Source organism: Limosilactobacillus mucosae DSM 13345, from assembly GCF_001436025.1.
GTDB classification, from domain to species: Bacteria; Bacillota; Bacilli; order Lactobacillales; family Lactobacillaceae; genus Limosilactobacillus; species Limosilactobacillus mucosae.
On the sequence record NZ_AZEQ01000018.1, the window covers coordinates 15,332 to 28,455 of the forward strand.

The 13,124-nt window shown below is 46.8% G+C and carries 13 protein-coding genes and 1 riboswitch; of the genes, 5 read left to right on the forward strand and 8 right to left on the reverse strand.

Annotation, left to right across the window (positions count from 1 at the left end; all coding sequences use genetic code 11):
* Positions 1–39: 39 nt before the first annotated feature.
* Positions 40–999, reverse strand: coding sequence for a nucleoside hydrolase (locus FC47_RS08165; RefSeq protein WP_006500774.1), 960 nt, complete (start codon positions 997–999; stop codon positions 40–42).
* A gap of 180 nt (positions 1,000–1,179) precedes the next feature.
* Here FC47_RS08165 and FC47_RS08170 point away from each other — a divergent pair, with 180 nt between their 5' ends.
* Positions 1,180–2,187: an NAD(P)/FAD-dependent oxidoreductase gene (locus tag FC47_RS08170; RefSeq protein ID WP_006500773.1), complete on the forward strand. Its 1,008-nt coding sequence runs from the start codon at positions 1,180–1,182 to the stop codon at positions 2,185–2,187.
* A gap of 41 nt (positions 2,188–2,228) precedes the next feature.
* On the opposite strand, the gene FC47_RS08175 is transcribed toward FC47_RS08170, so the two are convergent.
* The 4 genes from FC47_RS08175 to FC47_RS08190 form a co-directional block, all read right to left on the reverse strand.
* Positions 2,229–2,555 carry a heavy metal-binding domain-containing protein gene (locus FC47_RS08175; protein ID WP_006500772.1) on the reverse strand — a complete coding sequence of 109 codons (327 nt, stop codon included), beginning with the start codon at positions 2,553–2,555 and terminating at the stop codon, positions 2,229–2,231.
* Positions 2,556–2,570: 15 nt separating this feature from the next.
* Positions 2,571–3,239 (reverse strand): NAD(P)H-dependent oxidoreductase, encoded by a 669-nt coding sequence (locus tag FC47_RS08180; protein ID WP_006500771.1) that lies wholly within the window; start codon positions 3,237–3,239, stop codon positions 2,571–2,573.
* Between the two features lie 142 nt (positions 3,240–3,381).
* Positions 3,382–5,514: an LTA synthase family protein gene (locus FC47_RS08185; protein WP_039946140.1), complete on the reverse strand. Its 2,133-nt coding sequence runs from the start codon at positions 5,512–5,514 to the stop codon at positions 3,382–3,384.
* A gap of 129 nt (positions 5,515–5,643) precedes the next feature.
* A complete protein-coding gene (locus tag FC47_RS08190; RefSeq protein WP_033934994.1) occupies positions 5,644–5,904 on the reverse strand; it encodes a hypothetical protein in 261 nt (86 codons plus the stop codon).
* A gap of 129 nt (positions 5,905–6,033) precedes the next feature.
* Between FC47_RS08190 and FC47_RS08195 the strand changes: the two genes are divergently transcribed.
* On the forward strand, positions 6,034–6,690 hold the full coding sequence (locus FC47_RS08195) for a histidine phosphatase family protein (RefSeq protein ID WP_056968589.1): 657 nt from the start codon (positions 6,034–6,036) through the stop codon (positions 6,688–6,690).
* 75 nt (positions 6,691–6,765) lie between these two features.
* Here FC47_RS08195 and FC47_RS08200 read toward each other — a convergent pair whose 3' ends face one another.
* The 3 genes from FC47_RS08200 to FC47_RS08210 all read right to left on the reverse strand — a co-directional run bounded on the left by FC47_RS08200 (position 6,766) and on the right by FC47_RS08210 (position 10,803).
* Positions 6,766–8,211 (reverse strand): C69 family dipeptidase, encoded by a 1,446-nt coding sequence (locus tag FC47_RS08200; protein WP_056968590.1) that lies wholly within the window; start codon positions 8,209–8,211, stop codon positions 6,766–6,768.
* Positions 8,212–8,296: 85 nt separating this feature from the next.
* On the reverse strand, positions 8,297–9,652 hold the full coding sequence (locus tag FC47_RS08205) for a nucleobase:cation symporter-2 family protein (protein WP_056968591.1): 1,356 nt from the start codon (positions 9,650–9,652) through the stop codon (positions 8,297–8,299).
* Positions 9,653–9,713: 61 nt separating this feature from the next.
* Positions 9,714–9,811: riboswitch (purine riboswitch) on the reverse strand.
* Between the two features lie 71 nt (positions 9,812–9,882).
* The gene (locus FC47_RS08210; RefSeq protein ID WP_034541178.1) at positions 9,883–10,803 is read right to left on the reverse strand and encodes a magnesium transporter CorA family protein; all 921 of its coding nucleotides are present in this window, start codon (positions 10,801–10,803) and stop codon (positions 9,883–9,885) included.
* A 124-nt stretch (positions 10,804–10,927) separates the two neighbouring features.
* Between FC47_RS08210 and FC47_RS08215 the strand changes: the two genes are divergently transcribed.
* From FC47_RS08215 to trxA, 3 genes are read left to right on the forward strand one after another with little or no spacing between them, the layout of a single operon-like run.
* Entirely contained in the window at positions 10,928–11,830 is a 903-nt protein-coding gene (locus FC47_RS08215) for an RluA family pseudouridine synthase (protein ID WP_174435165.1), read from the forward strand.
* A 30-nt stretch (positions 11,831–11,860) separates the two neighbouring features.
* Entirely contained in the window at positions 11,861–12,640 is a 780-nt protein-coding gene (locus tag FC47_RS08220; protein WP_033934998.1) for a TerC family protein, read from the forward strand.
* A 4-nt stretch (positions 12,641–12,644) separates the two neighbouring features.
* Positions 12,645–12,962 (forward strand): thioredoxin, encoded by a 318-nt coding sequence (gene trxA / locus FC47_RS08225; protein ID WP_006500762.1) that lies wholly within the window; start codon positions 12,645–12,647, stop codon positions 12,960–12,962.
* The last annotated feature ends 162 nt before the right edge of the window (positions 12,963–13,124 follow it).

The window sequence follows — 13,124 nt, forward strand, 5'->3', positions numbered from 1 at the left end:
ACCTCATCGGCAAGCACCGATGAGGTTTTTGATTAGTAATTAGTGTTCTTTCAAGACGCTGTTCAAACGTTCCATGAATACCTTCAAGTAACGTTCTTTGTCAACGTTAACGGCAACCTTAACGTTTGGATTAGGATCGTTCAAGCGTGAGTTGTCGCCAATCGTCCGGCCGTAGTTGTGTTCTTCGTAGTTAACCTTCATAAACAGGCTGATCGTTTGAACAAAGGTAGGGTCGATGGAGACACCGACTGCCAGTGGGTCATGCAGGGCACAGCCGTTCTTGTCGATGTCCAGGTTGTAGTAGGCATCGATGTAGAAGTCGGTAATGTCAGCGTAGGCCTTACCAGCTTTCGTACCCAGGTCGCGCCATTGCTGCGTTTCCTTCTTAGTCAAAAGCGTGCGCAGCGTAACGTCCAGGCCAACCATCGTCAATGGCAGGTCGCTTTGCAGAACCGTGTTGGCAGCCTTGGCGTCTTGGTTGATGTTGGCTTCAGCAACGTCGGTAACGTTACCTTCAACCGTCAATGCACCACCCATGAACGTAACGTTGCCGATCAGGTGAGCAATTTCAGGATCCTTTTCCAGGGCAGCGGCCAGGTTGGTCATTGGGCCAGTAGGAATGATGATCAGATCCTTGCCATACTTGTGGGCTGCTTCGATGTAGAAGTCGACACCGGATTCGGCTTCTACGGCACGCTTAGGGGTTGGTAGCTCAACATCGCCGATCCCGTTGTTACCGTGAATGTCTTTAGAAACCTGCATAACTTCAAAGCTGTCGGTCGTGCTGGAGTGTGGCAGACCTTTGTAGACAGGCACATCGGTTTGGCCGAGCAGTTCCAAAAGCTTCAGACTGTTTTCAGCACAAACGTCCAGCAGGTTGTTGCCGTATGAAGCCACGATCCCGATCAGATCAACTTCTGGATCAGCAACCGCGTAAGCCAGAGCCAAAGCGTCGTCAACACCAGTGTCCAAGTCTAAAATCATTTTCTTTTTAGCCATTGATTGATTTCCTCCGAATGAATATTGTTAGATAACGTTTACAATTACATAATAACCAAAAACCAATCAAAACTCAAACATTGTTTTGACAACAATTAAACCGTTTTATCAAAATTAAGGCGCCAAGCCGTGGTACAATGGCTTTTGTCGTAGAAAAGATTTTTTTAAAACGAGGTAAAGATGATGGAACAGACATATGACGTAACGATTGTTGGTGGCGGTCCCGCCGGAATGTTTGCTGCTTTTTACGCTGGTCTGCATGAATTAAAGGCGCAGCTGATTGAAAGCCTGCCTCAGCTGGGAGGACAGGTTGCCGCGCTCTATCCGGAAAAACAAATCTGGGACGTAGCTGGTGAAGCTGGCGTGCAGGGGCGCGAGTTGATTGCTGATCTAAAAAAACAGATGGCTATTGCGCCGGTCGATCAATTTTTAGGCGAGCAGGTTACCAACGTCGTCAAGCTGGCTGACGGGACCTTTAAGATTGAATCAGCACAGCGAACGTCCTATTCCAAAGCCGTAGTGATTGCATTGGGCAACGGCGCCTTTTCACCACGCAGACTGGCATTGGATGGCGCAGACCAGCTGGAGGGACGACAGGTGCGCTATTTTGTCAGTGATCAGTCTGATTTTGTCGATCAGCGCGTGGCAGTGCTGGGCGGCGGTGATTCGGCGATTGATATGGCACTGATGCTGGAGCCGATCGCCAAAGAGGTTCACTTGATTCATCGCCGGGATGCCTTTCGTGCTTTGGAGCATACCGTCTCCCAGCTGAAAAAATCTCAGGTTCAGGTGGAAACGCCATACCTGCCTAAGGAACTGCAGGTGAACGAAGATGATTCGATTGATTTGACGCTTAAAAAGATGCGCTCAGATGAAGAAAAACATCTGGCAGTAGACAAAATCTTGGTTAATTATGGCTTTACCTCCAACAACGCCGCGCTTAATGAGTGGGAACTGCCATTGGCAAGCGAGCGGGGACTGATCAAGGTTGACTCCAAAATGGAAACCAGCGTCCCTGGCGTCTATGCAATTGGTGATGGCGTTACCTACCCAGGCAAGGCCGCGCTGATTGCAGTTGGCTTTGGCGAGGCGCCGATTGCGATTACGGCTTTGGCCAAGGCGCTTTACCCTCAAAAACGAATGGCCACGCACAGCTCATCGATGCACATCGATTCGCGGCATAAGTAAAAATAAAAGATCCAGGCGATATGTTCAGCCTGGATCTTTTTTTATTCAGTAAATTTTACGGCCGTGCCATAAGCAACCACTGACTGCATGTCGGTTCCGATTGAGCCGGAGTCAAAGCGCATCATGACCACGGCATCAGCACCTTTGGCCTCGGCATCCTCGCGCAGTCTGGCAATTGCGACCTCACGCGATTCATGCAGCATTTTGGTATAGGCTTTGATCTCGCCGCCAACCACGTTTTTCAGTCCAGCGCCGATATTGGAAAAAACGTTTTTGGATTGGGTGGTAACGCCAAAGACCTCGCCTAAAACTTCATAGTTATGGCCCGGAATCTTTTCAGTCGTCGTAACCAGCATTTCTTTAGCCATGTTCTTGCTCCTTATCTATTTGATCGTGCGGTAGATGTCAGAAATAGCCTGCCGTGATTTGGGCTTGATTGGCTCATCGCGATAGCCGAAACTTACCATCACGGCCAATCCCCAGTGCTGACGGTCTAAAACGCCTTTTTCAGCCAGATAGGATTCGACTTTTTCGCGATTAAAGCCTTCGATTGGACAGGAATCAATCTTTAGCGCAGCTGCCGCCATCATCATATTAGCCATGGCAATGTAGCACTGCTTGGCTGCCCAGTCGAAACGGGTGCGCTCGTCGTTGATGTCCATGTCGGTTTCTTGAAAATGCTTAAAGGCCTGTGATGATTTGGAATTGGGATCGTATTCGTGGCGCTTGACGTCTTGGACCATGTATTTTACGTAGTCGCTGTCGTAGGTGATGTCTTTTCTGGCAAAAATCAAGAGCAGCTTGTCAGCGCCATTGATGCTGTTGACGGCTCCCCAGGCGATTGGCTTAAGGTCTTGACGCATCTGCGGATTATCAAGCTCAACGAACTGCCACGGCTCATAGCCAAACGAACTGGGCGACAGGCGGCCGACTTCTAGAATCGTGCGCCAGTCATCATCGTCGACTTTGCGGTCAGGATCAAACTTTTTGGTAGCATAGCGGCGGTTGGCAACTTCAATCAGTTTTTCTTGAATCTCTTCATGTTCTCGCATAATGCAGCTCACGCCTTTCTAAATCAATTTTCTTTAATTTTATCACGAATTTTAGGACCAATTAAGCAGGGCACTGAGCGAAATAGTAAAAGCCCCAGAACTGACTTAACAGCCCTGGGACTTAAATTAGATTAACGAAACATTAATTGCCATTGCCATCAGGATTGGTGATCTTGATTCGGTTGGAACTCGTAGCAGAATGTCCCTGTTCTGGGGCGTTGGTGCTATAGCTGTCGGTAGTGGTCTTGTCGTTGTTCTTGGAGAAAATGCTGGTTGATTGAATGCCCTTGGACTTTTCAATCTTCTTTTCCTTCTTTAATCCGTTAGCATAGTTGTAGTCTTTTGGATTGACGGTCTTAAAGCCTTTTGGATGATAGAAGCGCAGCAGATTCTTTTCGTTAAGCGAATCTGACAGGGCCAGTTCTTCAGAAACCTTCTTTTGATCGGCCCGCAGCTGTTTTTTCTCCTGCTTGGTCAGTTTGGCCAGCTTGCCAGTCGAGTTGAGGTAGATCTTGCCGCTGATACTGGTGTACTTCGGTGTCACAAAGTCTTGGTTGCGCAGGGCAACGACTTGATCATGCTGTGAGCTGAACAGATCAGTTCCAAACTGGATATAGCGTTTGGTGCTGATTCCCAACAGATGCAGCAGCGTTGGCAAGACGTCGATCTCGCCGCCATAAGTACTGTAGATGCCGCCGTGACCACCAGATCCTGGAATAACGAACATCAGTGGCACCCGCTGCATCTGAACGTTGTCAAAATCGGTCCAGTCGTCAGCATTCTTGCCTAAGACGCTGGCCAGGTTCTTGTTTTCCGAATTGGAGATCCCATAATGGTCACCATAGATCATGATGATTGATTTCTTGGCCAGCCCCGTCTTATCAAGATAGCTAAAGAACTCCTGCAGCGACTGATCAAGATAGTGCGCGGTAACGAAGTAGTTGTCGACCGTTGATGATCCAGTATTCGTCGTCGTGAAATTGGAGTCTTTATCCTCATCGTCAAGATCAAATGGGAAGTGGTTGGTAACCGTTAAGTACTTGACATAGAACGGCTGCTGCAGGTGCTGCAGATACTTGATCGAATCAGCAAACAGCAGCTTGTCCTTTAAGCCATAGCCGGTTGCCTTGTCGCCGGACGTGTCGAAATAGCTGGCGTCAAAGAAGTATTGATAGCCGAGGTTCTTGTAGACGTTGTTGCGGTTCCAGAAGCTGGCGACATTGCCATGGAAAACAGCTGAGGTATAGCCAGCCCGCTGCTTCAAAATAGCGGGAGCAGCCTGGAAGGTATTGTCATTGCCCAGCGTTGCAAACAGTGAACCCTGCGAAAGTCCATACGTGCTGGTTTCCAACATGTTTTCCGCGTCTGAGGTCTTGCCTTGGCCAACCTGATTAAAGAAGTTGGAGAAGGCATAGGTGTCTTGACCATGATACAGCGAATTTAAAAATGGCGTAACTTCTTGACCATTGATTTTTTTATCGATCAGGAACTGTTGGAAGCTTTCCAGGTGAATAACGATTACGTTGCGGCCCTTGGCAATCCCAAACAGCTTTTTGTTCGGCGCGGCATAATGCTCCTTGGTAAACTTCTCAACGGTCTTGAGCTGTGATTTAGTGGCACTCTTACGCATTTGACTGACGTGTTCTGATTTAACCAGGTCATAACCGGTAAAGGCATCCAGCCCCAGGTACTTAACGATGTAGACGCGGTCAAACGTCCGCCCTAAAAGCTGTGGCCGATCCATTTCTGCCACCATCAGATTCAATCCACACACGACCAATGAAACTGAGGTGAAGGCAAATGCCAGCCGGTGCGAGAAAGCGCGGGGATCAAACTTAATCTTTCTAAAGAGCATCAAGAGCAGGATGACGACAATATCGAGCCAATAAAAAACGTCATGCAGATTGGTCAATGCCAAAGAACTGCCGCTAAGCCCCTGGTTGACTTTTGAATAGCCGGTCATGGTGGCAATCGTCATAAAGTCAGTAAACTCACGGTAGTAGATAACGTTTAAATATAATAGCAGCGTATTGGCAATGTCGATTCCCATTAAAACGGGATAGAAAAAGCGCGATCGCTTAAAGTAAAATGCCAGACCAAACAATAGCAGGGTGGTTCCCAGTGGATTGATCAGGACGATTAGATATTGAACCAAGCCTTGAGCGCCTAATTTAAAGTCAGTGAAGTAGGCAATCAAGGTTTTAATCCAAAAAAGGAACACCAAGAGTGCAAAAAAGCCAATCCTGGTGTTCACGAGTTTGCTTAATCGTTTCATGTCGAAAAATATCCTCGCAGTTATATGATTCTTAACGTACTCATAAAAGAGCTTAACGTCAATCATTCTAGCACAAATTCAGCCTGTGCAAGTGTATTGTGGCAAAACGTTGAGGAAACTTAATCAGATTTATGCTTTGACTGGAGCTGGATCGAGCAGCCAGTCATAATGGAACAGTTTTTTTAGCTGGCGGTTGACAGGGATCCAGATTTGCGCGTGCCAGATGTCTTTTAATGATGCCAAAAAGATCTGGTCATGCTGATGCTTAGCAGTTAACGGCAGCCGCAGAATCTGGCCGGTTTCTGTTTTGACGGTAACAGTCTTGCCATTCATCCCAACGATCTGGGCAGCGACGATATCTTGTTCAGAATGTGGATTACGTAGTTTCATGAAGCATCCCTTCTTTCGATGCTTTTAATATTACGGGAAATGTTTGAAGAATCTATGATGGGCGCCTTATGTTATCCTTAAGTTCAAGAAAGCGTTACAATCGTCTTAGATTTAAAGGGGGTACCGAAATTGAAAAAATTGAACGTCTATCTGGTACGGCATGGTCAGACGTACTACAACATCTATAACAAGCTGCAGGGCTGGAGCAATTCGCCGTTGACGCAAAAAGGGATGCAGGATGCGCGCAATGCCGGAGAAAAGCTGGCCAAGATTCATTTTGATGCAGCTTTTTGCAGCGACACCACCCGCGCCGAAGCAACGATCCAGACGATCCTGGATATGAATCAGGCTGACTCGGTCAAGCAGCCAATAACGGCACCATTCTTTAGAGAAGAGTTCTATGGCTATTTTGAAGGTGCCAATATGGATGAGGCCTGGTATCTGGCAGGAGCGCCGCATGGTCTGCCAACTTTTAAGGCAATCGTCGAAAAATATAGCATCGGTCAGGCCAAAGACTGGCTAAAGGATGCCGATCCATTCCATCATGCCGAAAACAATGCTGAATACTGGGCCCGCGTTGATCAGGGAATTGACCTGATTCGGCACTCAGAGGTACCAGATGACGCCAATATTCTCTGGGTCAGTCATGGCAATACGCTGCTTAGCCTGATGGAGCGCTTTGGCCAGGGCAAGTACGATCTGACGGTGCGTCCGGAGAATGGCAGTCTGACTAAGCTGATTCTGACTGATGATGACGTTGAGGTTGAATACTATAACCACAAATAACTGCAGACAAATGAAAAAATCGCATGTAATCAGACTTAATGCTGACGGCACGCGATTTTTTGCTTTAGTAGCTCTTTATAGATTATCGCCAAGCTCAAACTGATACTTGGAGTCAAGCAGCGATTGTTTGATCAGACTGCTGAGCAGCGCGTGGGTTCGTTTGGTAACCTCGGCGGCTGTTTGCAGATTGGCTTTGGTAAGGAAGTTGTTCAGCTCATCATCTTCTTCAAGTTCAGCCGCCTGCTGGTCAATCTGGTCAATTCGCTGCAGGCCAAAACTTTGACAGCCATCGCGATATTCGTTGACCTCATTGATAAATTTGTGATAGCGCGGTTCAACGACAACGGCCAGCGTTTTATACATCCAATAGGCACTGTTGGTATCGACCTCGGCGCCAGCTTTTTGGTAGTTGGCTGGCGTGTCGGAAATGTTGGTATAAAACGGTACGTATGGACTGTAGCAGTAGAAGCCGAAATTGATCCATTGAATGGCAGCGAATTCTTTTGGTACGTGATTGCGAATCTGCAGAATACAGGAGCTTTGATTACGATCAAGTGAGATTGAGCGGAATTTGCGCTGTTCTTCTTTGGTTCCCGAGGCAAAAGTTCCCATCGGATCATATGGCGTGCCGTTGTAATGGGAAGAAAGAAAAGCTTCCACGTCTTCAATCGCGATCTTCTTTTCTGGCCGCCGCAGAAATGGCATGTTTTGACTGGTTGGATCCTGTTCAATGGATGGATTGAACAGCTTTTGTCCATACCAGGTTCGAGGCGTGTTATAGTAGCTGTCAGCCTCGCTTTGCGTCCCGAAGATGTTGCGATAGTTAAAGGTCGTTGGGTCAGGATTCAGATGATTTTTTTCAACGAATGACTTTAAAGATGATGCAAACATGAAATTGTTGGGATCGTTAAAGTCGATTTCCTCAATTACCATGATGTTGGGACAGATGGCATAACAGTCATCTGGAATGCGTTGAGCGGCCCATTGATGACCAGCACCGGTTTCAAAGTACCAGACCTCATCTTGATCGGCAAAGGCAATTCCGTTGCACTCGCCGGTTCCATATTGTTCGATCAGCTTACCAAGCCGGGCCACGCCTTCTCTGGCAGTTTTGATAAATGGCAGTACCAGATACAGCATGGAATCCTCGTCGATGCCGTTTTTAACCAACGGATCGTGGCCTAGGCAGCGAGCGTTGGTACCTTCAGTTTCAGTAGCACTCATTGCCACGTTGTATTCATTGATGCCCTGTTCGTCCCAGCGCCCTTTGATCTCATTTTCCTGAGCGTTTGGTGTAGCAGTAAAGCGACAGCCATGACCATGGAGCGGGATTCTAACGCCTGAGTATTCAGAAATGAACTCCTCATCATAGTCGCAAGCCGGAAAGACTTTGAAAGTTTTTTGGTTAATGCCGCTTTCGCCGTCTTCATCGCGGGCAATTATGATTGAGCCGTCAATCGTTGCTTTTTTGCCAACCAGCATTGCCGTGCATGAAGAATGAAATGAACCAAAATGTTCCATATGAAACAAAACCCCTTTCAAGTTAGATCTGGCTTTATTTTACAACTAAAAAGGCACCAGTGAAGCGATCACCGATGCCTTAATTTTAATTTTCATTCATAATTGGATCAGCAGTTCTTGGGTTGTTCTTAATTTTGCTTTGAACCGGCTTTTTGAAATCCTGCCAGTTAAAGATCAGATTTAAGATTACGGCTGCCAGACTGCCAACGACCACCCCGTTGCCCAGAATGATCTGTGCTTCGGTTGCCAGATGCTGGAAAATCTGTGGATAAACAGTTACGCCAAGCCCCAGTCCAATTGACATCGAGGCAACCAGTAGATTGCTGTTCTTGTTCAGATCCGCTTTTTGCAGAATCTGAATTCCCTGTACGCCGACCATGCCAAACATTACGATCATGGCCCCACCGAGAACCGGCGTAGGAATTACGGTTGCCAGTGCGCCGGCTTTAGGCAGCAGTCCCAGTACCAAAAGCAGGAAAGCAGCATAGTAGACCGGTTTGCGGGTTTTAACGCCGGACATGCGTAGAACGCCGACATTTTGCGAGAACGTTGAGTAGGGGAAGGTATTGAAGATCCCGCCTAAAATGGCAGCAATCCCTTCAGCACGATAGCCGCGTTTCATGTCGTCTTCAGTAATCTTCTGACCAGTAACGTCGCTTAGGGCAAAGTAGACCCCAGTCGATTCGATCATCGTCGTTAAAGAAACCAGCATCATGGTAACGATCGCGCTGCCGTTATACTTAGGAACCCCAAAGTAGAAGATCTGCGGCAGATGGAACCAGGAAGCTTGGGCAACCGGTGTTAATGAGACCATGCCAAATGCGCCGGCAATAAAGGAAGCAATCAAAATCCCCAGCAGAATTGCGATTGACTTAACAAAACCCTTGGCAAATGCATTGATTGCCAAAATGATGACAATCGTTAAAAAGCCGATTGCTAAGTTGGCTGGCGCACCGAATGACTTGGCAGCTGCTGAGCCACCGCCGAGATTTTGAAAACCGACTGGAACCAGCGTAAAACCGATAATGGTAATCAAGGATCCAGTTACGACTGGTGGAAACAGTTTTTTCATCTTAGCAAACAGGCCGGCAATCAAAAAGACAAAGATTCCGGCACAGATGATGGCACCATACATGTAGGCAATGCCCAGTTTGCCGCCAATCGATTCCAAAGGGGCAACTGATTGTACCGCACAACCCAGAACGACCGGCAGACCGATCCCAGTCAGCGGCGTCTTGCGCAGCTGCAGCAGTGTGGCGATCCCGCACATGAAGATGTCGATTGAAACCAGATAGGTCATCTGTGCTGCATTGAAATGCAGAAAGTTTCCAATCAAAAGCGGGACCAAGACATCGCCTGAGTACATGGCCAGCAGATGTTGAAAGCCAAGTACCAGATTTTTCCCAAAGTCGTTTAATTTTCCCTGTGATGCACTATTCAAGATCTTTCCTCCTGAGTCAGCCCATACAGACAAGCAAAAAGTCGCCATGGCAGGCAACCATGACGACTTTTTGGCTGCTTATAGTCCTGAATTTACGGTTCAGGGTAGAGACTCTCGCCCGTATTGCGAGAATATATAGGCTTAACTTTAATTTAACAGGATTTATCTTAACATAATCCGAACCTTTTGACAATCAAAAGGTTAATCAATCATAAAATTACGAACTTATTTCAATGCCACCAGTGTCGATTGAATAAAAACCAGATTGAGAGCAGAATCATAATTAAAGTAATCGCGATCGTAATCTGCCAGGCCCATTCGCTTTGGGCAAACGGCAGCGACCTGACGTTTTCGCCATAAAAGCCGGAAACGATTGGCGGAATTGCCAAGACGATTGAATAGATGGTCAGAAATTTCATGGTCTGGTTCAGATTACTGTCCAGGACCTTGCTATAGGCGTCAGAAACGCGAGCCGAGACGTCAGATGTCATCTGGGCCATTTCTAAACCTTGCTGGGCTTCGATAATAATATCGTCCAGATCATTAAGCTGGCGATGCGACATCCGGCTGCCAAAGCGTCGTTTGAATTCTTCAAGCAGGGAAACGTTGCCTTTTAGTGAAGTCAGAATATAGACCAGTCCCGTTTCGATTTCCATAAATTCGGTAATTGCCTTGCGTTCCGTATGGTTCTGCAGATTGCGCTGAATCTGCTGGCGCTGTTGATCGGCACGCCGAATTGGTCCAAAATAGCTGGTTGAGAGTTTGTAAAGCGTTGGCAGGATGAAATCAAAGCGATCATTAACCGGACCGCGTTTTTTCATGGTTTTAAGCTGCTTGGCCAGGATTCCGTTAACAAAATTGGTCTGAGCATTGGTAAAGGTTAAAACGTTGTTGGCCGTCAGCATAATGCCGATTGGCGCGGTTTGGGGTGCCGAGACCTCATGCGTGGGCACATAGACGTCAAAGATCAGCAAAGTGACACCAGCATCCCGATCAACCTCAACCCGGGCTTTTTCATAAGGGTCGATGGCGTAATCCAAAAGCTCTTTGGTAACCTCGTACTTGTTGATCAAATCTTCGCGTTCATGAGGCAGGGGCTCAAACACGCTGATCCAATAGCTTTGTTCATTGATTAGTTCGGCACTCAACATGATTTTATCCTCCGCGAAAATTGGTCTTTAAGTATAATTCAACTATTTAATGCGCTAAAATTCAACCCAGGTAACCATAAGAACTGAAAAAAGTATCAAATAATCATCAATTAAGGGGACTATGATGGAAAAAAACTGGAAAATCATCGAGACGCTGTCAAAAGATCAGCCGTCCCAAACGCTGCGTGATCTGCTGCAAAAGCAATGGTTGCTGCCGCGGCGCTTTGTATATTATCTTAGAACGCGTCATAACGTCTTGGTCAATGGTCAATATTATCCCGTTAATCATCAAGTGCAGCCGGCAGATATAATTGAGCTGAATTTTAATGGCGATGAGTTTCGGACGCCGCAAACGCACTATCAACCAACCCCACATCCCAGGCTGAACGTACTGTTTGAAAATCGCGACGTCTTGGTAGTCAACAAACCAGCAGGCCAAAAAATGCATCCCAATCAGCCGCTTGAAATTGGGACTCTGCTCAACGATGCGGCTGGTTATTTAAAGACTTCATCAGCTGATGCCTTTATGGTTCATCGCCTGGATCAAGCAACCAGCGGCGCCGTGGCAATCGCTAAGAATCCAATTGTCGTGCCGATTTTGGATCGTCGTATCAGTCAAGGGCAGATGCATCGCCAATATCTTGCGCTGGTGGCCGGGAACATCACGCCGGATGCCGGAAAATTTGATTGGCCAATTGGCAGAGATCTGCTTGATCAGCGTAAGCGACGAGTCAACGGCTTTGCCAGTCAGCCAGCATTGACCTACTACCAGGTTGCCTGGCGCGGTAAAAACGCCACGCTGGTCAGACTGCAATTGGCAACCGGTCGGACTCACCAGTTAAGAGTTCACCTGGCTTACAGCGGCCATCCAATCATCGGAGATCCGCTGTATGGTACGATTGATGCTTCGCGAATGATGCTGCATGGCATTAAGCAGCAGCTGGTTTTACCATTTACTGAAAAAATTCAAACAATTCAGGCACCAATAGATGACGAATTCAAACAAATTTTGTTAAAATACAAATAAAGAGACAACAAATAGATAAGGAGGAGTTCATTGTCACTTTTAACTAAGCTTTACGGACCGTTCTTTGACTTGCACAACTGGGAAGCTGTGATAACTTCAAGTCAGGATTGGCTGATCATCCTTTCACTGGTATTGATCGAATGTCTGTTATCCGTGGACAACGCGGTGGTCTTAGCAGCTCAGACACGGGTTTTGCCGACGCTTAAAGAACAAGAGGAATCTCTGTTTTACGGGATTTGGGGATCTTATATCTTCCGCTTCTTGATTATTGGACTTGGCGTCTACCTGATCCATTTCTGGGAAATTAAGGTCATCGGAGCTGCCTACCTGGTATATCTGGTTTACCGCTTCTTCCGCTATAAGTTTCAGGGCAACCCGAAACGGCGCAGCAAGCAGGCTAGTCCTAAGGCTAACCGTAAAGGCCTGACTGGTCGGAAGCGGTTCTGGTGGGTCGTTGCTCAAATCGAGTTCATGGACATCATATTTTCCGTTGATTCTGTGTTGGCTTCACTTGCAATTTCAAGCAACCCAGTGATCGTTTTGATCGGTGGCTTGATTGGTATCATCTGTATGCGGGGAATTGCCGAAGTGATTATGCGCTTGATGAACAAGATTCCAGAATTGGAGCCAATGGCGTATATCTTGATTCTGTTTGTTGCCATTAAGCTGTTCTTATCGATTCCTGCAATTGATATTGAGATTCCTTCAAGTGCTTTTGGGATTTTTGTCCTGGCCGTTTTCGTCATTACGATTATCGTGCACTTGGTACGGCGAAAAAAGCATGCGCAGACAACCGATAAAAAGGAGTAGTCTGATGGCACAAGAAGCAACCATTGAAAACTTTGACGAAATGATTCAAGGCCCGCTGACGGTAGTCGATTTCTGGGCGCCATGGTGTGGACCATGCAAAATGATGGAACCGATCATGGCAGAGCTGGAAAAGGAATTTGCCGGGCAGATCAAATTCGTCAAGTTTAACGTTGATCATCAACAAGCAATCGCGGAACGCTATAAAGTGATGAGTGTTCCTAGTCTGGTGCTTTTTCGCGATGGCGTGGCCAAGGAAAAAGTAACGGGTATCTATCCAAAAGATCGGCTGGCACATTATTTCGCGCGTAAAACAGCTGAATAAGACCAGCGATTATAAAAAAGATCTGATTCGTTTGAGCGAGTCGGATCTTTTTTTTACTAAAAAATTAATTTAGGAAATCGTTTGCCATGGCGCTATTTTCATCGCTTACATTAGTAAAACTTTTGAATTAAATTTTTAAAGAGGGGTTGCAAACGATTTCAA

Bases quoted from the DNA above. Each gene is read 5' to 3' on its own strand.
- FC47_RS08190 (WP_033934994.1), bottom strand. From the start codon at position 5,904: ATGAAACTACGTAATCCACATTCTGAACAAGATATCGTCGCTGCCCAG.
- FC47_RS08170 (WP_006500773.1), top strand. From the start codon at position 1,180: ATGATGGAACAGACATATGACGTAACGATTGTTGGTGGCGGTCCCGCC.
- FC47_RS08215 (WP_174435165.1), top strand. From the start codon at position 10,928: ATGGAAAAAAACTGGAAAATCATCGAGACGCTGTCAAAAGATCAGCCG.
- FC47_RS08185 (WP_039946140.1), bottom strand. From the start codon at position 5,514: ATGAAACGATTAAGCAAACTCGTGAACACCAGGATTGGCTTTTTTGCA.
- FC47_RS08175 (WP_006500772.1), bottom strand. From the start codon at position 2,555: ATGGCTAAAGAAATGCTGGTTACGACGACTGAAAAGATTCCGGGCCAT.
- FC47_RS08200 (WP_056968590.1), bottom strand. From the start codon at position 8,211: ATGGAACATTTTGGTTCATTTCATTCTTCATGCACGGCAATGCTGGTT.
- FC47_RS08165 (WP_006500774.1), bottom strand. From the start codon at position 999: ATGGCTAAAAAGAAAATGATTTTAGACTTGGACACTGGTGTTGACGAC.
- trxA (WP_006500762.1), top strand. From the start codon at position 12,645: ATGGCACAAGAAGCAACCATTGAAAACTTTGACGAAATGATTCAAGGC.
- FC47_RS08210 (WP_034541178.1), bottom strand. From the start codon at position 10,803: ATGTTGAGTGCCGAACTAATCAATGAACAAAGCTATTGGATCAGCGTG.
- FC47_RS08180 (WP_006500771.1), bottom strand. From the start codon at position 3,239: ATGCGAGAACATGAAGAGATTCAAGAAAAACTGATTGAAGTTGCCAAC.